The sequence below is a fragment of the Streptomyces sp. NBC_00250 genome, assembly GCF_036192275.1.
Lineage (GTDB): Bacteria > Actinomycetota > Actinomycetes > Streptomycetales > Streptomycetaceae > Streptomyces.
Map to the genome: position 1 here is coordinate 6049652 of NZ_CP108088.1, position 23093 is coordinate 6072744.

A 23093-nucleotide genomic window follows, 5' to 3' on the forward strand; every position below is an offset into this window, starting at 1 on the left:
AGTTTGCCCGGCCGGCCCGGCGGACGGTGGACCGAAAGTCCCGAATGGGGTGGGTCCAATGTCCTGTCGGTACCGCTCCGTAGACTGGGGCCCGTGAGCGAGCCGAGCGACCCGAATGACCAGTTCGACGACATCGTCGACACCGAGACCGACCGAGACCCCGACCTGGCGGTGATCGAGGCCGGCAGCCGCACCCTGCGCACGCAGGGCGGCGTGCCCCAGGGTGACCCCGTGCCCGGCCGCCCCGAGGACCCGGAGGTCGACAAGGCGCTGCGCGAGGTCGAGACCGAGCTGTCCACCCGCTGGGGCGAGACCAAGCTGGAGCCCTCGGTCACCCGGATCGCGGCCCTGATGGACGTCCTCGGCGACCCGCAGCGCGCGTACCCCTCGATCCACATCACCGGAACCAACGGCAAGACGTCGACGGCCCGCATGATCGAGGCCCTGCTCGGCGCCTTCGAGCTGCGCACCGGGCGGTACACGTCGCCGCACGTGCAGACCATCACCGAGCGGATCAGCCTGGACGGCGCGCCGATCTCCGCCGAGCGCTTCGTCGAGACGTACGAGGACGTCAAGCCGTACGTGGAACTGGTCGACGCCCGCGAGGAGTACCGGCTCTCCTTCTTCGAGGTCCTCACCGGAATGGCGTACGCGGCCTTCGCCGACGCCCCGGTCGACGCGGCCGTCGTCGAGGTCGGCATGGGCGGCACCTGGGACGCGACGAACGTCATCGACGCCTCGGTCGCCGTCGTCACCCCGATCGACCTGGACCACACCGACCGGCTCGGCGGCACGACCGCCGAGATCGCCACCGAGAAGTCCGGGATCATCAAGCAGGGCGCGACCGTGATCCTGGCCCAGCAGCCGGTGGACGCGGCGCAGGTCCTGCTGAAGAAGGCCGTCGAGGCGGACGCCACCGTCGCCCGCGAGGGCATGGAGTTCGGCATCGTCTCCCGCGAGGTCGCGGTCGGCGGCCAGCTGCTCACCCTGCGCGGCCTGGGCGGCGAGTACGACAACGTCTTCCTGCCGCTGCACGGCGCCTACCAGGCGCACAACGCGGTGGTGGCGCTGGCGGCGGTCGAGGCCTTCTTCGGGATCGGCGCGGAGCACGCGCGGACCCTCGACCTCGACACGGTCCGGCAGGCCTTCGCGCAGGTGGCCTCGCCCGGTCGGCTCGAGATCGTCCGTTCGTCCCCGACGGTCATCCTGGACGCCGCGCACAACCCGCACGGCGCGCGGGCGACGGCGGAGGGAGTCAGTGAGGCCTTCGGCTTCTCGCGGCTCATCGGCGTGGTCTCCACGAGCGGCGACAAGGACGCCCGGGGTCTCCTGGAGGCCTTCGAGCCGATCTTCGCGGAGGTCGTCGTCACGGCGAACTCCAACCCCCGTGCCACCGACGTGGACGCGCTCGCCGCGATCGCGGTCGAGGTCTTCGGCGACGACCGGGTCGTCGTCGAGCCGCGGCTGCCCGACGCCATCGAGGCGGCCATCACCCTCGCCGAGGAAGAGGCCGAGTACGGCGGCGCGGGCGTCCTCGTGACCGGTTCGATCTTCACGGTCGGCGACGCCCGGCTGCTGCTGCGAAGGGGCTGAACCCGATGCGTACGCTCTGTTCCTCGACGCTCATCGGCGAGTTCTTCGTGATCGGCTTCGCCGGTCTCGTCGCCATGAAGGACGACAGCCTCGCGATGTCCACCGTCTGGTGGGTCTGCGGCGTCGCGATGGTCATCTCGGTGCTGCTCTGTGGGATGGTCACCCGCCCCGGCGGCGTGCAGCTCGGCTGGGCCCTGCAGATCGGCCTGATCCTCGGTGGCTTCGTCGTGCCGACGATGTTCTTCCTCGGGGCGGTTTTCGCCGGTCTGTGGTGGGCCTCCGTTCACTATGGGCGACGGATCGACGACATCAAGGCACGGTGGGCCGAGGCCCAGGCCGCAGGGGCCTCGGCAGGGCCTGACGCTGCGTAATCGAGGGGCGTGCGGGACCTGTAGCCTCGGAGGTCCCGCACACCGCTTTTCCGAAGGAGTTCCCCCGTGAGCCAGCGCACGCTCGTCCTGCTCAAGCCCGACGCCGTCCGCCGTGGCCTGATCGGCGAGATCATCGGCCGTATCGAGCGCAAGGCCGGCTGGACCCTGGCGGCCCTGGAGCTGCGCGAGCTGGACCAGGAGACCCTGGAGCAGCACTACGGCGAGCACAAGGGCAAGCCCTTCTACGAGCCGCTGATGGGCTTCATGTCCTCCGGTCCGGTCGTCGCGCTCGTCGTCGAGGGTGAGCGGGTCATCGAGGGCGTCCGCCAGCTGGCGGGTCCGACCGACCCGATCGCCGCCGCGCCCGGTTCGATCCGCGGCGACTTCGGCACCATCGTCCGGGAGAACCTGATCCACGCCTCCGACTCGGAGGAGTCGGCGCTGCGTGAGCTGAAGATCTTCTTCCCCGGTCTGGTCTGAGCGGACCCGACTTCGCTGACTCGGCGTCAGCCGAACGCAGCAGCCTGTGGGGCGACCGAAGGAATTCGGTCGCCCCCAGGCATATGAACGCCGATCCCGGGAACGGATCGCCGCGTCCTACCGTCACCTGTACAGAGGTGGACCACCGCGCGGTATCCGGGCGGGCGGCACTACGATGGAAAACTCCACGCCGCACCACCTTCAGCCACCCATTTCAGCCACCGTTTCGCCTGCCTGAGAAGCCGTCAACGCTCGCTGGGGAAGGCCCGAAGCATCCTCATGGGAAACAAGGGGAACTCAATGTCGTTCATCGGCCGTGACATGGCTATCGACCTCGGGACTGCCAACACGCTGGTGTACGTCAGGGGGCGTGGCATCGTCCTCAACGAGCCGTCCGTCGTCGCGATCAACACCAACACCGGCGGCATCCTCGCGGTGGGCGCCGAGGCGAAGAAGATGATCGGCCGGACCCCCGGCAACATCGTCGCCGTCCGGCCCCTGAAGGACGGCGTGATCGCCGACTTCGAGATCACCGAGCGGATGCTCCGCTACTTCATCCTCAAGATCCACAAGCGCCGCTACCTGGCCCGCCCCCGGGTCGTCGTCTGCGTGCCCTCCGGCATCACCGGGGTGGAGCGCCGCGCCGTCATCGAGGCCTCGACGCAGGCCGGCGCCCGCCAGGTGCACATCATCGAGGAGCCCATGGCGGCGGCCATCGGCTCGGGCCTCCCGGTCCACGAGGCCACCGGCAACATGGTCGTGGACATCGGCGGCGGCACCACCGAGGTCGCCGTGATCTCCCTCGGCGGAATCGTCACGGCACAGTCGATCCGGGTGGCCGGCGACGAGCTGGACAGCGCGATCATCCAGCACATCAAGAAGGAGTACTCGCTCCTCCTCGGTGAGCGGACCGCCGAGCAGATCAAGATCACCATCGGCTCCGCGTACGACCTCGACAAGGACGAGCACACCGAGATCCGCGGCCGCGACCTCGTCTCCGGTCTGCCCAAGACCGTGGTCATCTCGGCCGCCGAGGTCCGCAAGGCCATCGAGGAGCCGGTCAACGCGATCGTCGACGCGGTGAAGACCACCCTCGACAAGTGCCCGCCGGAACTCTCCGGTGACGTCATGGACCGCGGCATCGTTCTCACGGGTGGTGGCGCCCTGCTCCGTGGCCTCGACGAGCGCCTCCGCCGCGAGACCGGCATGCCGATCCACATCGCCGAGGACCCGCTGGACTCGGTGGTGCTCGGCTCCGGCAAGTGCGTGGAGGAGTTCGAGGCCCTCCAGCAGGTGCTGGACGCCCAACCGCGCCGCTAGCACCACCCGTACGGCCCCACCGCACAACCGCACAGCCGCTTCACCCGCACAGCCGAACAACCGAACCACGAGGAAAGGCACGGCCGCCGCACGTGAGGGACACACGAGAGAGCCGGCTGCTCCTGGTGCTGCTGATCGCCATCGCGTTCGCACTGATCACGGTGGACATCCGAGGCGGCCAGGAGTCACCCGTCGACGGTGCCCGACAGGCCGCAGCGGCGGTCTTCGGGCCGGTCGAGAACGGTGTGGCGGCCGCCGTCGATCCCATCGGCAACGCCATAGGCGCGGTCCGGGACTCCGGCGAGCGGCACACCCGGATCGCCGCCCTGGAGAAGGAGAACGCCGAGCTCAAGGCGGAGCTCGGCAGCGACGACCGCAACCGCAACCGGCTGCGCGAGCTCGACTCCATGCTGAAGACCGCCGGCGCCGGGCAGTACGGCATCAAGGGCGCGCAGGTCATCGCCATAGGAGCGGCCCAGGGCTTCTCCTGGACCGTCACGATCGACGTCGGCGCCCGCGACGGCATCCAGCGGGACATGACCGTGCTCAACGGCTCCGGGCTCGTCGGCCGCGTCACCACCGTCGGCCCGTCGACCTCCACGGTCCTCCTCGCCAACGACCCCGACTTCACCGTCGGTACGCGCATGGAGAAGTCCGACGAACTCGGCTTCGCCACCGGCCAGGGCGACCGCCCGCTGCTCGTGCAGCTCCTCAACGGCAAGGCCAAGGTGAAGCCGGGCGACCGGCTCGTCACCTTCGGCTCGCGCGCCGACAAGCCCTTCGTGCCCGGCGTCCCGGTCGGCGAGGTCGTCCGCGTCGACCCCGCGGGCGGCGGCCTGACCCGCAACATCTACGTCCGCCCGTACGTCGGCTTCACCAAGCTCGACATCGTCGGCGTCGTCGTCCAGGCCCCCCGCTCAGACCCGCGCGACACGGTCCTGCCGCAGAAGCCCAAGCCCGCTCCGACCGTCACCGTCACGGTCACGCCGCCGCCACCGGACGGACAACAGGCCGCAGACGGACAGCAGCCGAACGCCGACCGGCAGAACCAGCAGGGCCAGGACCAGGGGGACGCGACACCGTGAAGTTCAACCGGATCCTCCTCTCCGCCACCCTGATCGTGGTGGCCCTGGTCGTGCAGGTCTCCGTCCTCGCCCGCCTCCAGCTCCCCGGCGCCGTGCCCGACCTGGTGCTGCTCACCGTCGTCGGCCTCGCCCTGGTCTACGGACCCGTCAGCGGCTCGCTCATCGGCTTCACCGCCGGCCTCCTCGCCGACCTGGCCCCGCCCGCCGACCACGCCGCCGGCCGCTACGCGCTCGTGCTCTGCGTCATCGGCTACCTGGTCGGCCTGGCCCGCCCGGAGAACGGCCGGCTGACCTCGGCGACCGGCCCCATGGCCGTCGTCGTCGCGGCCGCCGTCGGCTCCACCCTGCTGTACGCGGGGGTGGGCGCCCTCGTCGGCGACACCGCCGCGCGCCATGTCGGCCTGGGGTCCCTGCTCTTCACCGCGGCCGTGTACGACCTGCTCCTCGCGCCCTTCACGGTGCCGCTCATCATGGCGCTGGCCCGCCGCGCGGAGAACGACCCGCTCGCCGACGCCGGCGGGGGCAACGGCGCCGACGTCGCCTCCGGCTGGCTGTCCTCCGGCACCGGACTGAGGATCGGGAACCAGCGCGGCGGCCTGCGGGTGAAGGCCGCCCGGAGCCGCGCCTCACGGGCCGGACGCATCAAGGGAGTCAAGCGACTGTGACCGAGGGGGCACCGGCGGTATGAGCAACATCCCCGAGACAGGGCGGACCCCCCGGGTCCAGATCCGGCTCGTCGTCATCCAGATCCTCGTCTTCTCACTGCTGCTGACCCTGGGGGGCCGGCTCTGGTACCTCCAGATCCGCAACGGCAAGGAGTACACGGACGAGGCGAAGAACAACCACGTCCAGCAGGTCGTGCAGCCCGCCGTGCGCGGCTCCGTCCTCGACGCCCGCGGCGTCCCGCTCGCCGACAACGAGACCCGGCTCGTGGTCTCCGCGTCCCGCACCGAGCTGATGAAGATGAAGGACGACGGCAAGGCCGTCCTGACCCGGCTCGCCGACGTCCTCGACATGAAGCCCGACGAGGTCATCAACAAGATCCGGCTCTGCGACTCCAAGACCCCGAAGCCCTGCTGGAACGGTTCGCCGTACCAGCCGATCCCGGTCACGGACGAGGCCACCACCCAGCAGGCCCTCCAGATCCGCGAGCGCGCCGAGGACTTCCCCGGCATCACCGCCGAACCCACCGCCGTACGCCGCTACCCGGCCCCCGGCAAGGCCCGCACCTCGCAGGTCCTCGGCTACCTCTCGCCCGTCACCGACAGCGAGATCGAGAAGGCCAAGGACACCGACTCGCCGTTCCTCCGCTCCGACCAGATCGGCCGGTCCGGACTCGAGCGCACCTACGACAAGGAACTGCGCGGCAAGGCCGGCGTCACCCGCTACGAGGTCGACAACCTCGGCCGGGTCATCGGCCAGGCCAAGAACGACCCCGCGGTCCCCGGCTCCAACGTCGTCACCTCCATCGACGCCCGCGTGCAGGCGGTCGCCGAGTGGGAGCTCCACAACGCGATGGTGGAAGCCCGCAAGGTGCACGACAAGAACACCAGCGAGAACTACAAGGCCGACTCCGGCGCCGTCGTCGTCATGGAGACCAAGACCGGCCGGATCGTCGCCATGGCCTCCCAGCCCGACTACGACCCCAACGCCTGGGTCGGCGGGATCTCCGGCAAGGACTACGCGGCCCTCACCGGCAAGGACTCCAACTTCCCGCTCCTCAATCGGGCCATCCAGGGCCAGGCCGCCCCCGGCTCGATCTTCAAGGTCGTCCCGACCACCGCCGCCGTCAACGCCGGATACGACTTCAACGGCCGCTACCCGTGCCCGTCCTCGTACTCCATCGGCGGCCAGGTCTTCAAGAACTTCGAGTCCCAGGGCCACGGCTCCATCACCCTCGGCCAGGCCCTCGAAGTCTCCTGCGACACCGTCTTCTACGCCCTCTCCCACCAGCAGTGGCTGAACGACGGCGGCATGAAGCCGAAGAAGGACGCCAAGGACTGGTTCTACAAGACGGCCCATCAGTTCGGCCTCGGCGCCGAGACCGGCATCGACCTCCCCAACGAGGTCACCGGCCGCGTCCCCGACCGGAAGTGGAAGCAGAACTTCTGGGCGGCCAACAAGGACTACTGGTGCAAGATCGGCAAGCGCGGCGGCACCTACGTGCAGCAGCTCTCCTACGAGAACTGCCTCGAAGGCAACCTCATGCGCGCCGGTGACTCCGTCAACTACTCCATCGGCCAGGGCGACACCCTCGTCACCCCCATCCAGATGGCCACCATCTACGCCGCCATCGCCAACGGCGGCACCCTCTGGAACCCCACCGTCGGCAAGGCCGTCGTCAGCCCCGACGGCAAGAAGGTCACCGAGATCAAGCCCAAGTCCCACGGCAAGCTCCCCATGGACGCCAAGACGCAGGCGTTGATAGAGGAAGCCCTCGCGGGAGTCGCCACCCGCGGTACGGCCGCCTGGCGATTCGGCGGCTGGCCGCAGGACAAGATCCCGATGCACGCCAAGACGGGTACCGCCGAGGTCTACGGCAAGCAGACGACCTCCTGGTTCGCCACGTACACCAAGGACTACGCGATCATCATGACGATCGCCCAGGGTGGTACCGGCTCCGGCGCCTCCGGCCCCGCCGTGCGCAACATCTACGACGCGCTCTACGGACTCGACGACGCCGGCAACCAGGACCTCAAGCGGGCCCTGCTGCCGAAGCCGCAGAAGGCTCTGCCGAGGATCGAGGCCGACGGCTCCATCGACGCCCCGAAGATCAAGCCGTACGACCCCGAGGTCGGGAAGATCGACCCGAACGCGCCCCCGAAGGCACCGGACGCCACCAAGCAGCCGGACGACGACGACCAGGAACTCGCGGGCCCGCCCGCGCGCCGAGTGGGGGACTGACCCGTGACCACACCCCACGGCTTCTCCGTCTCCCGTTACGCCCCCGAGCGCGGCACGCTCGCCAAGCTCGCCGCCCGCGACTCGGTGGTCCGCCGGCTCGACTGGCCGATCCTGCTCTCCGCGCTCGCGCTCTCCTTCATCGGCGCGCTGCTCGTCTGGTCCGCCACCCGCGGCCGCACCGAACTCAACAACGGCGACCCGTACTACTTCCTCTTCCGGCACCTGCTCAACACCGGAATCGGCGTCGCCCTGATGATCGGCACGATCTGGCTCGGCCACCGCACCCTGCGCGGCGCGGTCCCGGTCCTCTACGGCCTCTCGATCGTGCTGATCCTTGCCGTCCTCACCCCGCTCGGCGCCACCATCAACGGCGCCCACGCGTGGATCGTCGTCGGCGGCGGCTTCTCGCTCCAGCCCAGCGAGTTCGTGAAGATCACGATCATCCTGGTGATGGCGATGCTGCTGGCCGCGAAGGTCGACGCCGGCGACCAGCTCCACCCCGACCACCGCACCGTCGCCAAGGCCCTCACCCTGGCCGCGCTCCCGATGGGCATCGTCATGCTGATGCCCGACCTCGGCTCGGTCATGGTCATGGCGGTCATCGTGCTCGGTGTGCTGCTCGCCTCCGGCGCCTCCAACCGCTGGGTCCTCGGACTGATCGGCGCGGGCGTCGGAGGCGCGGTCCTCGTCACCGCGCTCGGCATGCTCGACGAGTACCAGATCAACCGCTTCGCGGCCTTCGCCAACCCCGACCTCGACCCGGCCGGCGTCGGCTACAACACCAACCAGGCCCGTATCGCGATCGGTTCCGGCGGCCTCCTCGGCGCGGGACTCTTCAAGGGCTCCCAGACCACCGGCCAGTTCGTGCCCGAGCAGCAGACCGACTTCGTCTTCACGGTCGCGGGGGAGGAGCTGGGCTTCGTCGGCGCCGGCCTGATCCTCGTGCTCCTCGGCGTCGTCCTCTGGCGCGCCTGCCGGATCGCCCGCGAGACCACCGAGCTCTACGGCACGGTCGTCGCGGCCGGGATCATCGCCTGGTTCGCCTTCCAGTCCTTCGAGAACATCGGCATGACCCTCGGCATCATGCCGGTCGCGGGCCTGCCGCTGCCGTTCGTCTCGTACGGCGGCTCGTCGATGTTCGCGGTGTGGGTGGCGATCGGGCTGCTCCAGTCGATCAGGGTGCAGCGGCCCATGACCGCGTAGGCGGTTTCCGGCCGGAACCGAGGCGCACTCCCGCGGCGTTCACTTCCCGTCTAGATTCGATTCATGGCGGACACGAAGCGCGAGATCGAGCGGAAGTACGAAGCCACCCCCCGGACCGGCCTCCCGGACCTGACCCGGGCGGCCGGGGTGGCCTCGGTCACCGACGAGGGCGTCACCGAACTCGACGCCGTCTACTACGACACCCCCGGCCTCCGGCTCGCCGCGGACGCCCTCACCCTGCGGCGCCGCACCGGCGGCGAGGACGCCGGCTGGCACCTGAAGTTCCCCGTCGCCTCCGGCATCCGCGACGAGATCAGAGCCCCGCTCTCGGACACGCTCCCGCGTTCCCTGGCGGGGCTCCTGCGTTCCCGGGTCCGGGACGGCGAGGTCGTCCCCGTGGTCCGCCTCCGCTCCTCCCGGGACGTCCGCCACCTCCGCGACGGCGACGGCACCCTCCTCGCGGAACTGTCCGTGGACACCGTCCACGCCGAGGGCCTCACGAGCGGCGGCGAGGCAGCCTGGACCGAGATCGAGGTCGAGCTCGCCGACGACACCGACCCGGCGATCCTCGACGCCGTCGAGAAGCGCCTCAGGAAGGCCGGCATCCGGCCCTCGGACTCGCCCTCCAAACTGTCGCGCGCCCTGGCCGAGACGGGCGTGGAGCCCGCCGCGGCCCCGGTCACCCCCGGGACGCCCGGCACCGCGGCGGCCGCTGTCCTCGGCTACGTACGCGAACACGTCGAGGCGATCGTCGCCCACGACCCCGCCGTGCGACGCGACCTGCCCGACGCCGTCCACCAGCTGCGCGTCTCCTGCCGCCGGCTGCGCAGCGCCTTCAAGACGTACCGCCGCGTCCTCGACCGGGAGGTCACCGACCCCGTCGGCGAGGAGCTGAAATGGCTCGCCGGAGAGCTGGGCGTCGCCCGCGACCAGGAGGTCCTCGACGAACGGCTGCGCGCCCGCCTCACCGACCTGCCCCGCACCCTCGTCCTCGGCCCCGTCAAGGCCAGGCTGCGCCGCCGGGACGCCGCCCACGGCAGGAGCGCCCGCCGCCAGGCCCTCGCCGCCCTCGACTCCGCCCGCTACCTCGCCCTCCTCGACAGGCTCGACGCGCTCCTCGCCGACCCGCCGCTGCGCAAGGACGCCGCACTCGACGCCCGGGAGGCCCTCGCCCGCGCCGTCCGCAAGGACCACGACCGCCTCGCCGGCCGGATCCACCACGCCCTCTCCCTCGCCCCCGGCGACGAGCGCGACCTCGCCCTCCACGAGGCCCGCAAGGCCGCCAAGCGCGCCCGCTACGCGGCCGAGGCCGCCGAGCCGACCCTCGGGAAGCCCGCGAAGCGGCTGGCGGGACGAGTGAAGGACGTCCAGACCCTGCTCGGCGAACACCAGGACGCCGTCGTCGCCCGCGGGGCCCTGCGCGAGCTCGCGATCATCGCCCACGGGGCCGGGGAATCGGCCTTCACCTGGGGACTTCTGTACGGACGCGAGGAGGCCGCCGCCGAGGCCGCCGAGCGCGGACTCCCCGAGGTCTGGGCCCGGGCATCGGCCCCGGAACTCACTGCGTCTCTGACCCGCTGAGCACCGGGGTACGCTTGAGAGTCGCCCCCCTGCCAGCTCACGAAGGTTCGAGATGTCTGCTGCCGAGTCTGTCTTCCCGCAGCTCGAAGCTCTGCTCCCGCACGTGCAGAAGCCGATTCAGTACGTCGGTGGAGAGCTGAACTCCACGGTCAAGCCGTGGGAGTCCGCCGATGTCCGCTGGGCGCTGATGTACCCGGACGCGTACGAGGTCGGTCTGCCCAACCAGGGCGTCATGATCCTGTACGAGGTGCTCAACGAGCGCGAGGGCGTCCTCGCCGAGCGCACCTACAGCGTCTGGCCGGACCTCGAAGAGCTGATGCGGGAGCACAAGGTCCCGCAGTTCACGGTCGACAGCCACCGGCCCGTCGGCGCGTTCGACGTGTTCGGCCTGAGCTTCTCCACGGAGCTCGGCTACACGAACATGCTCACCGCCCTCGACCTGGCGGGCATCCCGCTGGAGTCGAAGGACCGGACCGTCGACCACCCGATCGTGCTCGCGGGCGGCCACGCGGCCTTCAACCCCGAGCCGATCGCGGACTTCATCGACGCGGCGATCATCGGCGACGGCGAGCAGGCCGTCCTCGACATGACCGAGATCATCCGCGCCTGGAAGGCCGAGGGCCGGCCGGGCGGCCGCGAGGAGGTCCTCTTCCGCCTCGCGAAGACCGGCTCGGTGTACATCCCGCGGTTCTACGACGTGGAGTACCTGCCGGACGGCCGCATCGGCCGGGTCGTGCCCAACAGGTCCGGCGTGCCGTGGCGCGTCTCCAAGCACACCGTCATGGACCTCGACGAGTGGCCGTACCCCAAGCAGCCCCTCGTGCCGCTCGCGGAGACCGTCCACGAGCGCATGTCCGTCGAGATCTTCCGCGGCTGCACCCGCGGCTGCCGCTTCTGCCAGGCCGGCATGATCACGCGCCCCGTGCGGGAGCGAAGCATCACCGGCATCGGCGAGATGGTCGAGAAGGGTCTCAAGGCGACGGGCTTCGAGGAGGTCGGTCTCCTCTCGCTGTCCTCGGCCGACCACTCCGAGATCGGTGAGATCGCCAAGGGCCTCGCCGACCGGTACACGGAGGACAAGGTGGGTCTGTCCCTCCCGTCCACCCGTGTCGACGCCTTCAACGTGGACCTGGCCAACGAGCTGACCAGGAACGGGCGCCGCTCCGGCCTCACCTTCGCCCCCGAGGGCGGCTCCGAGCGCATGCGCAAGGTCATCAACAAGATGGTCTCGGAGGAGGACCTGATCCGGACCGTCTCCACCGCGTACGGCAACGGCTGGCGCCAGGTGAAGCTGTACTTCATGTGCGGCCTGCCGACGGAGACCGACGAGGACGTCCTCCAGATCGCCGACATGGCGATGAACGTGATCGCCGAGGGCCGCAAGGTCTCCGGTCAGAACGACATCCGCTGCACCGTCTCCATCGGCGGTTTCGTCCCCAAGCCGCACACCCCGTTCCAGTGGGCCCCGCAGCTGTCGGCCGAGGAGACGGACGAGCGGCTGCGCAAGCTCCGCGACAAGATCCGCGGCGACAAGAAGTACGGCCGGTCGATCGGCTTCCGCTACCACGACGGCAAGCCCGGCATCGTCGAGGGCCTGCTCTCGCGCGGCGACCGCCGCATCGGCGCCGTCATCCGCGCGGTGTACGAGGACGGCGGCCGCTTCGACGGCTGGCGCGAGCACTTCTCGTACGACCGCTGGATGGCCTGCGCCGAGAAGACGCTGCCGGGGATGGGCGTCGACGTCGCCTGGTACACGACTCGTGAGCGCACCTACGAGGAGGTCCTGCCCTGGGACCACCTGGACTCCGGTCTCGACAAGGACTGGCTCTGGGAGGACTGGCAGGACTCGCTCGACGAGACCGAGGTCGAGGACTGCCGCTGGACCCCGTGCTTCGACTGCGGTGTCTGCCCGCAGATGGACACCCACATCCAGATCGGCCCCACCGGCAAGAAGCTGCTGCCGCTGTCGGTCGTGAAGTAGTCGCCGAAACCACGAAGAGGCGCCCGGGGCAATCGCCCCGGGCGCCTCTTCGTGCGTGGATCCGGTGGATCTAGCGGTCGGCCCGCGCCACGGCGAGCTCGTCCTCTTCCTCGTCCGCCTGCCGCTGCGGCAGCGGGGCGGGGTCCTCGGCCAGACGCGGCGACGGGGCCGGGGTGCGGTCGGCCACGGGGACCACGAGCGGCCGCGGCCGCTCCTCGCCGAGGAAGACCCGGCGGACGACCCGCTCGGCGGCGAAGCCGTCGTCCCACGAGCAGAACCGCTCACGGAAGGCCTGCCGCAGGGCGGCGGCCTGCTCGCCCTCCCAGGCGCCGCCGCGGAAGGCCTCGATCAGCTCGTCCTCGGTGGTGGTGATCACACCGGGGGTGTCACCGGGCTCACCGGAGAGCAGGTCGAAGGTCACACCGCGACAGGTCCGGTACATCTCCCAGTCGTCGGCGTACGTCACGATCGGCCGGTCGAGGTTGGCGTAGTCGAACATGATCGACGAGTAGTCGGTGATCAGCGCGTCCGCCGCCAGGCAGAGCTCCTCCACCGACGGGTGCCGCGACACGTCGACGAGCGCGCCGCGCTCGGCGAGGACGTTCAGCTCCGGGTCGCCGCCGTAGAAGTAGTGGGCGCGGACCAGCAGGACGTAGTCCGGGCCGAGTTCACGCGCGAAGCGGGCGAAGTCGAGGCGCGGGACGAAGGCGTCCTTCTGGTGGTCGCGCACGGTGGGCGCGTACAGGATCGCCTTCTTGCCGTGCCCGATGCCGAGTTCGCCGCGGATCCGGCGCACGTCCGCGGCGGTGGCGCGGTAGTAGACGTCGTTGCGCGGGTAGCCGGTGTTCAGGGTCCGGAAGGCGGCCGGGTAGACCCGCTCCCAGTGCTCGGTGGAGTGCTGGTTCGACGAGACGCTCCAGTCCCAGCGGTCCACCCGCTCCAGGAGCTTGTCGAAGTCCATGCTGCGGGCGACGGCCGGGTAGCCCTGCTGGTCCAGGCCCATCCGCTTGAGCGGGGTGCCGTGGTGGGTCTGCAGATGGATCTGGCCGGGGCGCTTGATCACGGCGTCCGGGAAGTTCACGTTGTTGACCAGGTACTTGGCCCGGGCCAGCGCCTTCCAGTAGCCGAAGGTGGCCGGGGCGATCCGCTTCAGGCCGGGCGGTGTGCTGCCGGCGTGCTCCTTGTTCACGACCCACACCCCGCGGATGCCGGGCGCGAGCTTCCTGGCGGCCTCGTGCACGGCGAGCGGGTTGCAGCTGGGCGTGCGGCCCCAGTACGCCGAGTACACGGCGAGGTTGTCGTCCACGGGGAGGCGGCGCTGCACGGCGTAGTAGGTGCGCAGGGCCTTGCGGCTGCCCCAGCGCTTGGACTTGCCGAGGACCCCGAAGGCCGTCTCGCGGGTGCCGTTGACCGTCTTGAGGGCCTCGAAGGCGGTGTACGAGCCGGTCCGCAGCACCTTGAACTTCAGGCCGACCATGCCGGGCGGCGGGGTGTAGCCCGCGGGCTCGTTCCGGCGGTAGGTCTTGCCGGCCTGCTTGAGGTAGGCGCGCCGGTGGCTGCGGGGTATTCGGAAGCCGCGGGCGAAGGTGAACAGGAAGTGGGAGACCATCCGCTCGAAGACGAGCTCGCGGTACGCGTCGAGGCCGGGCCGGCCTTCGAGGTAGTCGAAGACCCGCTGGTACTGGTCGAAGATCACGAAGTGCTTGCGCGGGGAGCTGCTGCGCATCGAGCTGCCCTGGCGGCGCTGGCGGTACTCGACGACCACGTACTCCAGGCCCGCGACGCGCTCGGCGGCGGCCATGGTCGTGTAGACCATGAGCGCGTCCTCGTACAGGCCGTCGGTGAAGGTGTAGCCCTCGCCGGTGAAGAAGTCGCGGCGGTAGACGCGGTTCCAGACGACGGCGAAGATCCGCAGCAGTTCGAGCTGGTCGACGGGGCGGACCACCCGGTCACGGATGTCGGCCAGGTACGGGCCGGTCTTGCTGGCCTCGACGCTGCCGTCCACATGGGTGCGGACGTGGTCGAACAGCAGGATCTCGGGGTCCTGGGCCTCGTCGAGGCGGTCGGCCATGGCCTGCAGGGAGCCGGGGCGGATCGAGTCGTCGCCGTCGATGAAGAGCAGGTAGTCGCCGCGGGCGTGCTCGACGCCGGTGTTGCGGGCGGCGCCGATGCCGCCGTTCTCGGCGCGGTGGACGGCGCGCACCCGCGGGTCGCGGGCGGCGAACTCGTCGATGACGGCGCCGCTGCTGTCGAGGGAGCAGTCGTCGACCGCGATGACCTCGAAGTTCTCGTAACCCTGCGACGTCACCGACTCGAGGCACTCACGGATGTAGCCCTCGACCCCGTAGACAGGGATGATCACGCTGAATCTGGGGGTAGCTGCAGCCGTCATGCCTTGTTGTCTCCTCAGTCGAACCGCTCAAATGAAGTATGACAGGAGCGCTTCCGCGCCCCGGAGGCCGTGGGCGCCCACGGGCCGGGGGCTCCCGCCCACGTCACGGCCGTTTTGGCCCCCCGAGGGGCGGTCCGTCCGTTCGGTGATCCGGCGACGGATGGGTGATGTCGGACACAACGGCAGGAAAACGCCTGTGGTACGGATCGTCTATTCTGGAGTGCTGCGGCGGCCGGGGAGGTCGCCGCAGAGTCGTATAGGCCGAGCGGAACCAGGTCTTGCCGAGGGCTGGGCGGGTTTTTCCCGGAGGGCGGAGACGCCCCTCATCGGTCCGCTGAAAAACCGAAAAGCACGCCCCGTCATCCCTCAGGCGCTCGAGCTCGTCGAGCGGGTCTGAAACGGAAAGGAACGCAGAACTACATGGCACCCCGGCTCAGCGTCATCGTCCCGATCTACAACGTGGCGCAGTACCTACCCGCCTGCCTCAACTCGTTGGCCGTGCAGACCTTCCAGGACCTGGAAGTGCTCATGATCGACGACGGGTCCACCGACGAGTCCAACGGGATAGCGGCGGAGTTCGCGGCCAAGGACGCCCGCTTCCGGCTGATCCGCAAGGAGAACGCCGGCCTGGGTGCCGCCCGTAACACCGGCCTGGACAGCCTGGCGCCGGAGAGCGAGTTCCTCGCCTTCGTCGACAGCGACGACATGATCCCGCCGGACGCCTACCGGATGATGATCAGCAGCCTGGACGAGACCGGCTCCTCCTTCGCCACGGGCAACGTCGAGCACATCAACTCGACCAAGGTGTGGCAGTCCCCCATGCACCGCTTCCTCTCCCGTGGCGCGGTCAAGCGCACGCACGTCCGGAAGAAGCGCCAGCTCCTCACGGACCGGATCGCCTGCAACAAGGTGTTCCGGCGTGACTTCTGGGAGCAGCACGCGCTGCGCTTCCCCGAGGGCGTGCTGTACGAGGACACCCCGGTCATCGTGCCGGCCCAGTACCTCGCCGAGTCCGTCGACATCATCAGCCAGGCCACGTACTACTGGCGTCTGCGCGAGGGCGAGGCGAGCCCCTCGATCACCCAGCGCCGCAACGAGCCCAAGGCCGCCCGCGACCGCGCGTCCGCCGTGGAGTCCGTCAGCCGGTTCTTCGCCGCGCAGAAGGAGCCCCTCGCCGACTCGCTGAAGCGTGAGTACGACCACACCGTGCTCACCGGCGACCTGCGCATCTTCCTCAACGTGCTGCCCGACGGCGACGAGGAGTACCGCACCGAGTTCCTGCGCGTGGCCAACAAGTACCTCGACCAGGTCGACCTCAAGACCCTCGACCGGCTCCCCACGGCGCTGCGCGTCAAGTGGCTGCTCGTCCGCAAGCACGCCATGACCGAGATCCTCGAGTTCATCGAGGCGGAGCGGCTCGGCGAGCCCGTCGAGCTCGGCGGCGTCATCCGCAAGTACGCCAAGTACCCCTCGCTGGAATCCCACGGGAACCTGCTGCCGAAGAAGGTCCTGCGGGTCGACAAGGACCTCCAGCTGCGCTCCCCGCTGAAGGAGCTGTACTGGGAGGACGGCAAGCTGCGACTGGCCGGCCACGCCTGGATCGACCGCGTCGACCAGACGGGCAAGCGCAGCCTCGTCAAGCTGCTCCAGCTGAAGAAGGACGGCACCCAGCGCCGCATGCTCCTTCCGCTGAGCAACCTCTACAACCCCGAGGCCACCACCGGCTCCGGCCACAAGGGGCGGGGCCACAGCTTCGACTGGGCCGGCTGGGAGACGGTCATCGACCCGGCCCGGTTCCGCAAGGGCGACCAGTGGCAGGAAGGCCTCTGGCACGTGGGCATGCGCGTCCTGTCCGGCGGTCTGGTGCGCTCCCGCTCCGTGCACTCGTACGGCTCGGACCACCTGACCTACCCGCCCTACCAGTGGCTCGACGACGACTACCGGATGGTCCCGGAGATGCGCCGCGCGGCCCTCAAGCTGCGTGTCGAGAAGGTGCCGGTCCTGGTCACCGGCTTCGAGCCGTCCGGCGACGACATCCTCATCGAGGGCGACCTCCGCGAGCCCGTCGTCCCGGGCAGCGAGATATCCCTGCGCGTCACCAACCAGAACAGCGGCGAGGTGCTCCTCTACCCGGCGGAGCTCCTTTCGCCCGTCGGCGGGCGTACGCCGCTGCGCATGCGGGTTCCCCTGCGTGACATCGCCCTGCTGCCGGAGCACCTGGACACCGCCGAGGCCCGCGCCGCCGGTGGCGCCGACCCGGCGAAGCTGATGCGCCGCAACTGGAGCACCCAGATACAGGTCGACGAGCCGGCGAAGGACCCGCGCCGGTTCCGCGTCGTCGTCCGGGACGGTCTCGCCGACCTCCAGGTCCGCCTGCCCGAGGCGTTCGGCGAGGAGGCCCCGCTGAACGAGGTGGCCGTCCTCTCCGGCGCCAACGGCTATCTGAAGTTCTCCGGCCGCCCGCTGCGCGCCAAGATCACCGACATCGCCGAGGCCGACGGGGTGTTCACGATCCGCGGTACGGCCCCGGTGGAGCTGGACGGCCACCACCTGGTCGTCAGCGCCAAGAACCGCTTCGACGAGAAGACGGTCCCGCTGACCGCCCACGAGGACGGGACCTTCGAGGCGTCCTTCCGCCCCTCCACCATGTCGGGTGCCGACGGCAGGCTGCCGCTGAAGGCCGGCCGCTGGGTGTTCCGCCTGGAGGGTTCCGGCGACGAGCCGTCGATCCCGCTCGTCGTGGACCGCCTCGCCGCGACGCAGTTCCCGCTGGAGGGCACGCACAACGGCCGCGAGTACCAGCTCGAAGTCCACTGGCAGGACCACCCGCAGCTCAACTGCAAGACCGACCTCTCGGCCATGGAGAAGGGCGCCAACCGCCAGTACCAGCTGCGCCAGGAGGTCTACGAGGCCGGCCGCGAGCTGCCGCTGCGCGACTCGGTGCTGTACATCAGCTACAACGGCAAGCAGTTCTCGGACAGCCCGCGCGCCGTCCACGAGGAGCTGCTGCGCCGCGGTGCGGACGTCGAGCACCTGTGGCTGGTCCGGGACGGCCAGGTCGAGCTCCCCGACACGGTGAAGGCCGTCAAGTTCCAGGGCAAGGACTGGTACGAGGCGCTGGCCCGCTCGCGCTACATCGTCACCAACGCCCACCTTCCGCACTGGATCAAGCGGCGGCCGGGCCAGGTGATCGTGCAGGCCTGGCACGGCACGATGCTGAAGAAGATCGGCCTCGACATCGACGCGCCGAAGTTCGACCCGAACTACCACGAGCGGCTGGTCCAGGAGGCGGCGAACTGGAACATCCTCGTCTCGTCCAACCGCTTCAGCACGCCGATCCTGAAGCGGGCCATGGGCTACGACGGGCTGATCGCCGAGACGGGCTACCCGCGCAACGACTACCTGTACGCCGAGGACCGCGACGAGCGGGCCCGCGAGGTGAGGGAGAAGCTGGGGCTGCCCGAGGGCAAGAAGGTCGTGCTGTACGCGCCGACCTGGCGTGACGACCTCTCGCACAGCCGCGGCCAGTTCAAGTTCGACCTCCGGGTCGACCTCGAGGACGCCCGCCGCCGACTGGGGGACGACCACGTCTTCCTGATCCGGCGTCACTCCAACATCGTGGACAGCATCCCCGGTGCCGGTAACGGCTTCGTCTTCGACGTCTCCGAGTACCCCGACATCGCGGACCTCTACGTGGCCGCCGACATCATGATCACGGACTACTCCTCGGTCATGTTCGACTACGCCCACCTGCGTCGCCCGATGCTGTTCTTCACGTACGACCTGGAGCACTACCGCGACAAGCTGCGCGGGTTCTACTTCGACTTCGAGAACGACGCCCCGGGCCCGCTGGTCGACAACTCGAACGACCTGCTCCAGGCCATCCGGGAGATCGACGAGGTCGAGGTCGAGTACCGGGAGAAGTACGACGAGTTCCACCACCAGTTCTGCGACCTCGACGACGGTCACGCGTCGGCGCGGCTGGCCGACCTGATGTTCAAGATCGCCGAGGAGGGCGCGCCGCTGTAGGCGGTGCCCCGGGCGTACGGAAGAGCCCCGGTCCGCAGGTCTCCCTGCGGGCCGGGGCTCCGTCGTACGGGCCGGGACCCGTCTACCGCTCGCCGGTCACTTCTTGTCGATGATCTTCAGCGAGAGCTGGCCGTTGCTGGAGAAGTACGGACGCAGCTCGTACTTCTGGACGCCGGCGACGGCGGTGGGGACGGCGGACAGCCGGTTGCGCCAGCCGCTCTTCGGCTTGGTGTCCGCCGCGGCCGCGGCCGGCGCGCCGGACGCCTTCACCACCGGGTACGGGTAGGTGAAGACGCTCATCGGGGTGAGCACGTCGGTGGCCAGCTTGCAGACGCGGATCCGGGCGGAGTTCCGGTCCGGCAGCAGCCAGAAGTCCCAGATGTCCTCGGTGCCGGGCTGGTGGAGGCGGGCCGCGGCGGCGTTCTCCAGGGAGGCCGTGAAGCGCCCGTCGGCGCCGACCTTCACCGGGAAGGTGAAGTTCTTGTCGGCCTCCTTGCGGTGGACGGCCTCGATCACGCTGTTCTTGCCGGGCTCGGCGCCCCAGGCCGCGGCGTCGATGACGATCGAGGTGGCGCCGGCCTTCAGGCCCGCGACCTCGACGTGCTCGGCGCGCACCCGGCTCTGCACCCGCAGGGTGCCGTCCGTGTGGTCGTGCGGCAGCAGCACGGAGAGGGCGGGGCCCTCGGTGCGGGGCAGCTTCAGCGACAGCATCTGGAGGGTGTCGCAGCCGGCCGACCGCAGCGGCATGTCGAAGCCGGCGGCGCGGATCGCCAGCTCCCAGTCGCCCTCGACGAGCATGCCGAGCGCGGGGACGAGCGCCTCGCCGCCGATGAGGGGGAGGACGACCTCGTCGGCCTTCTTGCGGATGTCCTTGCAGACCAGCTCGGCGTCGCTGCCGGCGGGCAGCCCCTCGACCTTCACCCGGACGTCGCCCTGCGGGGTGACCACGGCGGTGGCCGTGCGGGGGATGGCCCGGCGGGCCCGCATGGTCTCCACGAGCTGCTCGAAGCGCTTGACCGTCTCGGCCTCCTGGAAGCGGACCACGTTGGCCACCGCGGCGGCCGCCATCTTCCGGCGCAGGTCCTCGTCGGCGATCAGCTTCTCGATGTGCGCGGCGAGCGCCTTCTTGTCGCCGAGCGGCACGACGTAGCCGTCCTCGCCCTGCGTGATGATGTTGCGCGGGCCGTGCGGCGCGTCGTAGGCGACCACCGGCAGGCCGGCCGCCATCGCCTCGACGGTGACGTTGCCGAAGGCCTCCAGGCGGGAGGGGAGGACGAACACGGACGCCTTGGCGAACTCCGGGGTGACCGGGGTGGCCGGGCCCATCAGGAAGACCTGGTTGTTGCTGTCCGTGTCGTCGATCTGCTTGCGCAGCTTGCCGTGCTCGGGGCCGGAGCCGTAGATCCGCAGGCTCCAGTCCGGGTGGCGCGGCGCCACGCTGGAGAAGGCCTCGATGAGGTCGTTGAAGCCCTTGTGCGGCTTGAGCAGGCCGGCGGTGACGACGATCTTGTTGTCGCCGGTGGACATCTGGCCCTCGTGGGCCGGGATGCAGTTGGGCATCGGGGAGAGCAGGTGGCTCACGGCGGGGACGACCCCGGCGATGGTCCGGCACTCGTCCGGCGTCGGCGCGGTGATCGCGTCCATCTTCGGGTACGCGTCCTTGAAGAGGGCGTCCCGGATGTGCGGGCCGTACTGCGCGGGCCGCGAGTGCTCCATCGCGACCTTCAGGAAGTCGCGGTCCGCGTAGGCCAGCATGATGGTGATCTTGGGGTTGTTGCTGACCACGACGTCGGCGTCGGTCGTGGCCAGGTACTCCAGGAGCCGCTTCTCTGCCAGACGGCTGATCCACGGCTTCTTGTCCGTGGGCTCGTTCGGGTAGATGTGCGGGAAGACCTCGATCATCGGGTCGTCACCGTCGTACGTGTGGGAGTGCTTCCGCATGTCGGAGAGGGCGAGGGTCTTCACCCGGGGGTCGAGCGGGAAGAACGCCTGGTCACGGTTGCGGCGGAGGGAGACCAGCTCGACCTCGTGGTGGTCCGCGAGCGCCTTGGCCAGGTTATGGATCGCGCTCACCACGCCGCCGATGTGACAGCGGTCTACCAGGATGAAGGATATTTTCACGCCGAGCCTCGATGTCTGCGTAAGTTGGGGACCCCTGGGGGGAGGGGCGTGCGGGACGTGCGGGCGAGCACGGAGGTGACGCACCTTAGGTTACGGGGCCGTGCCCGGGAAGCGGGGCCGGTCCGTCCGCACCGCCTTTTCACGGACGCGTCCACCGCGTAACGCCTTGGTGACGGCCTGTGGAACGGGAAACCCCCGGCCTGGCAGAGGCGTCGTTCTGGGCATGAACACGGAAAACCCGGGCTGTCTCACGGGAGTGGCGCGCGCCATCGCCCTCGTCGTCGTCCTTCCCGTCCGGCTGGTCTGGGACGCCCTGGCCTACTGCCTCCGGCAGCTCTGGCGCTGGATCCTCGCCCCGGTCGGCCGAGCCCTGGGATGGCTCATCCACCACCTCCTCGTGATCCCGCTGCAGTGGCTGTGGGAATGGATCCTGGTCCCGGTCGGCCGCGTCCTCGGCCGCCTCCTCCACTACATCCTGGTCATCCCGCTGCAGTGGCTGTGGGAATGGGTCCTCGTCCCCGTCGGCAAGGCCCTGTGGTGGGTCGTCGACCTCCTCCTCGTCACCCCGCTCACCTGGCTCTGGCGGCACCTGCTCGGCCCCGTCTGCCGCTCGGTCGGCGCCGCCCTCGCCTGGGCCTGGCGGATCGCCGGAGTGGTCGCGCGGGCGATCGGCCGGGCGATCCGCTGGGTGCTGTGGAACGCCGTCGGCCGCCCCCTCGCCTGGGTGTACCGGGCGATCCTCACCCCGGTCGGACACTGGCTCCGGACCTGGGTGTGGGAACCCCTCGCCACCGTCGGCCGGGCCGTCCGCGCCGCCGCCCGGGAGGTGCGGACCGCCCTCTTCGGCGGCCCCCGCTGACCCGTCGGCCACCGGCCCCGGCACTCCTCCCGGGAGCCCGGGGCGGCCGGGGGCGCGTACTCTGGGTAGTGCAACGAACGTCCCTGGCGCGGCGCCCGCCCCCGAGATCTCCCCGCAGGACGCGGGGGTGAGCCGGGCGGGCCCCCCGGGGGTGGTCCCGAAGCTTCCGGGCGGCGCGCCACCCGCGCTCGCCCCGCACCGAGGAGAAGAACCACTGGGCAAGCGACAGCCCGAAGGCCCGCCGCCCGCACCGGCGGTGCAGCGCATCCGACTGCGCTACACCAAGCGCGGCCGCCTCCGGTTCACCAGTCACCGTGACTTCCAGCGCGCTTTCGAGCGTGCGCTGCGCCGTGCCGAGGTGCCCATGGCGTACTCGGCCGGCTTCACCCCGCACCCCAAGGTGTCGTACGCCAACGCCGCCCCGACGGGCACGGGCTCCGAGGCCGAATACCTGGAGATCGCCCTCACCGAGGCACGCGACCCGGAGACCCTGCGGGCCCTGCTCGACGAGTCCCTCCCGGCCGGCCTCGACATCACCGACGCCGTCGAGGCCCGGACCTCGGGCCTCGCCGACCGGCTCACCGCCTCCATCTGGGAGCTGCGCCTCGAAGGCGTCACCGTCGAGGACGTGGCGAAGGCCGCCGAGGCGTTTCTCGCGGCCGAGACCGTGGAAGTACAGCGCAAGACCAAGAACGGCATCCGCACCTTCGACGCCCGTTCCGCGGTCACCGAGCTGACGGCAGCCGCTCCCCAGGGCGATCCCCAGGGTGATAGGTCGCTGGACAGCGCCTGTGCGATACTGCGGCTGGTTGTTCGGCACGTGACACCTGCCGTACGACCCGACGACGTCCTGTCCGGTCTCCGAGCTGTGGCCGACCTGGCGCCGCCGGTCCCCGCAGCGGTGACCAGGCTGGCGCAGGGGCTCTTCGACGAGGAGTCCGGCACGGTGACCGACCCGCTCGCGCCCGACCGCGAGGCAGTCACGGCCGCATCTACCACGGCCGCCGCGACCGCCTCTGCGACGGCGCCGGGTGCCGGCACCGCGTAAGGAGCGGTCGTTGTAGCGCCGCCCTGGTACTCGGGAGCCACCTGGGTCGGGCAGCGCACAGACCAGGAGACTTTCGCCAGGCCGTCCGCACAGGGCGTACGGAACCGGCGAGCCAGACATAGAGCT

15 protein-coding genes are annotated in these 23093 nt (G+C 70.2%); 13 read left to right on the forward strand and 2 right to left on the reverse strand.

All coding sequences use genetic code 11. From position 1 onward, the window contains the following. Nucleotides 1-93: 93 nt before the first annotated feature. The 10 genes from folC (at nucleotide 94) to OG259_RS27400 (ending at nucleotide 12518) form a co-directional block, all read left to right on the forward strand. Nucleotides 94-1593 carry a bifunctional tetrahydrofolate synthase/dihydrofolate synthase gene (gene folC, locus OG259_RS27355; protein WP_328944664.1) on the forward strand — a complete coding sequence of 500 codons (1500 nt, stop codon included), beginning with the start codon at nucleotides 94-96 and terminating at the stop codon, nucleotides 1591-1593. A gap of 5 nt (nucleotides 1594-1598) precedes the next feature. After that, nucleotides 1599-1964: a DUF4233 domain-containing protein gene (locus tag OG259_RS27360; RefSeq protein WP_328944665.1), complete on the forward strand. Its 366-nt coding sequence runs from the start codon at nucleotides 1599-1601 to the stop codon at nucleotides 1962-1964. A 66-nt stretch (nucleotides 1965-2030) separates the two neighbouring features. Continuing rightward, entirely contained in the window at nucleotides 2031-2444 is a 414-nt protein-coding gene (gene ndk / locus OG259_RS27365) for a nucleoside-diphosphate kinase (protein ID WP_015033594.1), read from the forward strand. 300 nt (nucleotides 2445-2744) lie between these two features. Beyond that, nucleotides 2745-3764, forward strand: a complete 1020-nt coding sequence (locus tag OG259_RS27370) for a rod shape-determining protein (protein WP_266891865.1) — start codon at nucleotides 2745-2747, stop codon at nucleotides 3762-3764. Between the two features lie 92 nt (nucleotides 3765-3856). Beyond that, on the forward strand, nucleotides 3857-4849 hold the full coding sequence (gene mreC / locus OG259_RS27375; protein ID WP_266891863.1) for a rod shape-determining protein MreC: 993 nt from the start codon (nucleotides 3857-3859) through the stop codon (nucleotides 4847-4849). Continuing rightward, complete coding sequence (mreD, locus tag OG259_RS27380) at nucleotides 4846-5514, forward strand: rod shape-determining protein MreD (protein WP_328944666.1); 669 nt, start codon at nucleotides 4846-4848, stop codon at nucleotides 5512-5514. Before mreC ends, mreD begins: the two co-directional genes overlap by 4 nt. A gap of 19 nt (nucleotides 5515-5533) precedes the next feature. Continuing rightward, nucleotides 5534-7753 carry a penicillin-binding protein 2 gene (gene mrdA / locus OG259_RS27385; RefSeq protein ID WP_328944667.1) on the forward strand — a complete coding sequence of 740 codons (2220 nt, stop codon included), beginning with the start codon at nucleotides 5534-5536 and terminating at the stop codon, nucleotides 7751-7753. Between the two features lie 3 nt (nucleotides 7754-7756). Continuing rightward, on the forward strand, nucleotides 7757-8956 hold the full coding sequence (rodA, locus tag OG259_RS27390; protein WP_328944668.1) for a rod shape-determining protein RodA: 1200 nt from the start codon (nucleotides 7757-7759) through the stop codon (nucleotides 8954-8956). 63 nt (nucleotides 8957-9019) lie between these two features. Continuing rightward, entirely contained in the window at nucleotides 9020-10537 is a 1518-nt protein-coding gene (locus OG259_RS27395; RefSeq protein WP_328944669.1) for a CYTH and CHAD domain-containing protein, read from the forward strand. 52 nt (nucleotides 10538-10589) lie between these two features. Then, a complete protein-coding gene (locus OG259_RS27400; RefSeq protein WP_328944670.1) occupies nucleotides 10590-12518 on the forward strand; it encodes a TIGR03960 family B12-binding radical SAM protein in 1929 nt (642 codons plus the stop codon). Between the two features lie 70 nt (nucleotides 12519-12588). Here the strand turns inward: OG259_RS27400 and OG259_RS27405 are convergent, their stop codons facing one another. Continuing rightward, the gene (locus OG259_RS27405) at nucleotides 12589-14910 is read right to left on the reverse strand and encodes a bifunctional glycosyltransferase/CDP-glycerol:glycerophosphate glycerophosphotransferase (protein ID WP_328944671.1); all 2322 of its coding nucleotides are present in this window, start codon (nucleotides 14908-14910) and stop codon (nucleotides 12589-12591) included. Between the two features lie 420 nt (nucleotides 14911-15330). Between OG259_RS27405 and OG259_RS27410 the strand changes: the two genes are divergently transcribed. Next, nucleotides 15331-18939 (forward strand): bifunctional glycosyltransferase/CDP-glycerol:glycerophosphate glycerophosphotransferase, encoded by a 3609-nt coding sequence (locus tag OG259_RS27410; protein ID WP_328944672.1) that lies wholly within the window; start codon nucleotides 15331-15333, stop codon nucleotides 18937-18939. Nucleotides 18940-19035: 96 nt separating this feature from the next. On the opposite strand, the gene OG259_RS27415 is transcribed toward OG259_RS27410, so the two are convergent. Continuing rightward, nucleotides 19036-21012, reverse strand: a complete 1977-nt coding sequence (locus OG259_RS27415; RefSeq protein ID WP_328944673.1) for a glycosyltransferase — start codon at nucleotides 21010-21012, stop codon at nucleotides 19036-19038. A gap of 271 nt (nucleotides 21013-21283) precedes the next feature. Between OG259_RS27415 and OG259_RS27420 the strand changes: the two genes are divergently transcribed. Together OG259_RS27420 and OG259_RS27425 are read left to right on the forward strand one after the other, a co-directional pair. Then, a complete protein-coding gene (locus OG259_RS27420) occupies nucleotides 21284-21919 on the forward strand; it encodes a hypothetical protein (RefSeq protein ID WP_328944674.1) in 636 nt (211 codons plus the stop codon). A 256-nt stretch (nucleotides 21920-22175) separates the two neighbouring features. Further along, on the forward strand, nucleotides 22176-22967 hold the full coding sequence (locus OG259_RS27425; protein ID WP_328944675.1) for a TIGR03936 family radical SAM-associated protein: 792 nt from the start codon (nucleotides 22176-22178) through the stop codon (nucleotides 22965-22967). The last annotated feature ends 126 nt before the right edge of the window (nucleotides 22968-23093 follow it).

Excerpts from the sequence above, each read along its gene's own strand:
- OG259_RS27400 (WP_328944670.1), top strand. The coding sequence starts at position 10,590 with ATGTCTGCTGCCGAGTCTGTCTTCCCGCAGCTCGAAGCTCTGCTCCCG.
- OG259_RS27405 (WP_328944671.1), bottom strand. The coding sequence starts at position 14,910 with ATGACGGCTGCAGCTACCCCCAGATTCAGCGTGATCATCCCTGTCTAC.
- OG259_RS27360 (WP_328944665.1), top strand. The coding sequence starts at position 1,599 with ATGCGTACGCTCTGTTCCTCGACGCTCATCGGCGAGTTCTTCGTGATC.
- mrdA (WP_328944667.1), top strand. The coding sequence starts at position 5,534 with ATGAGCAACATCCCCGAGACAGGGCGGACCCCCCGGGTCCAGATCCGG.
- OG259_RS27395 (WP_328944669.1), top strand. The coding sequence starts at position 9,020 with ATGGCGGACACGAAGCGCGAGATCGAGCGGAAGTACGAAGCCACCCCC.
- OG259_RS27410 (WP_328944672.1), top strand. The coding sequence starts at position 15,331 with ATGGCACCCCGGCTCAGCGTCATCGTCCCGATCTACAACGTGGCGCAG.
- OG259_RS27370 (WP_266891865.1), top strand. The coding sequence starts at position 2,745 with ATGTCGTTCATCGGCCGTGACATGGCTATCGACCTCGGGACTGCCAAC.
- OG259_RS27420 (WP_328944674.1), top strand. The coding sequence starts at position 21,284 with ATGAACACGGAAAACCCGGGCTGTCTCACGGGAGTGGCGCGCGCCATC.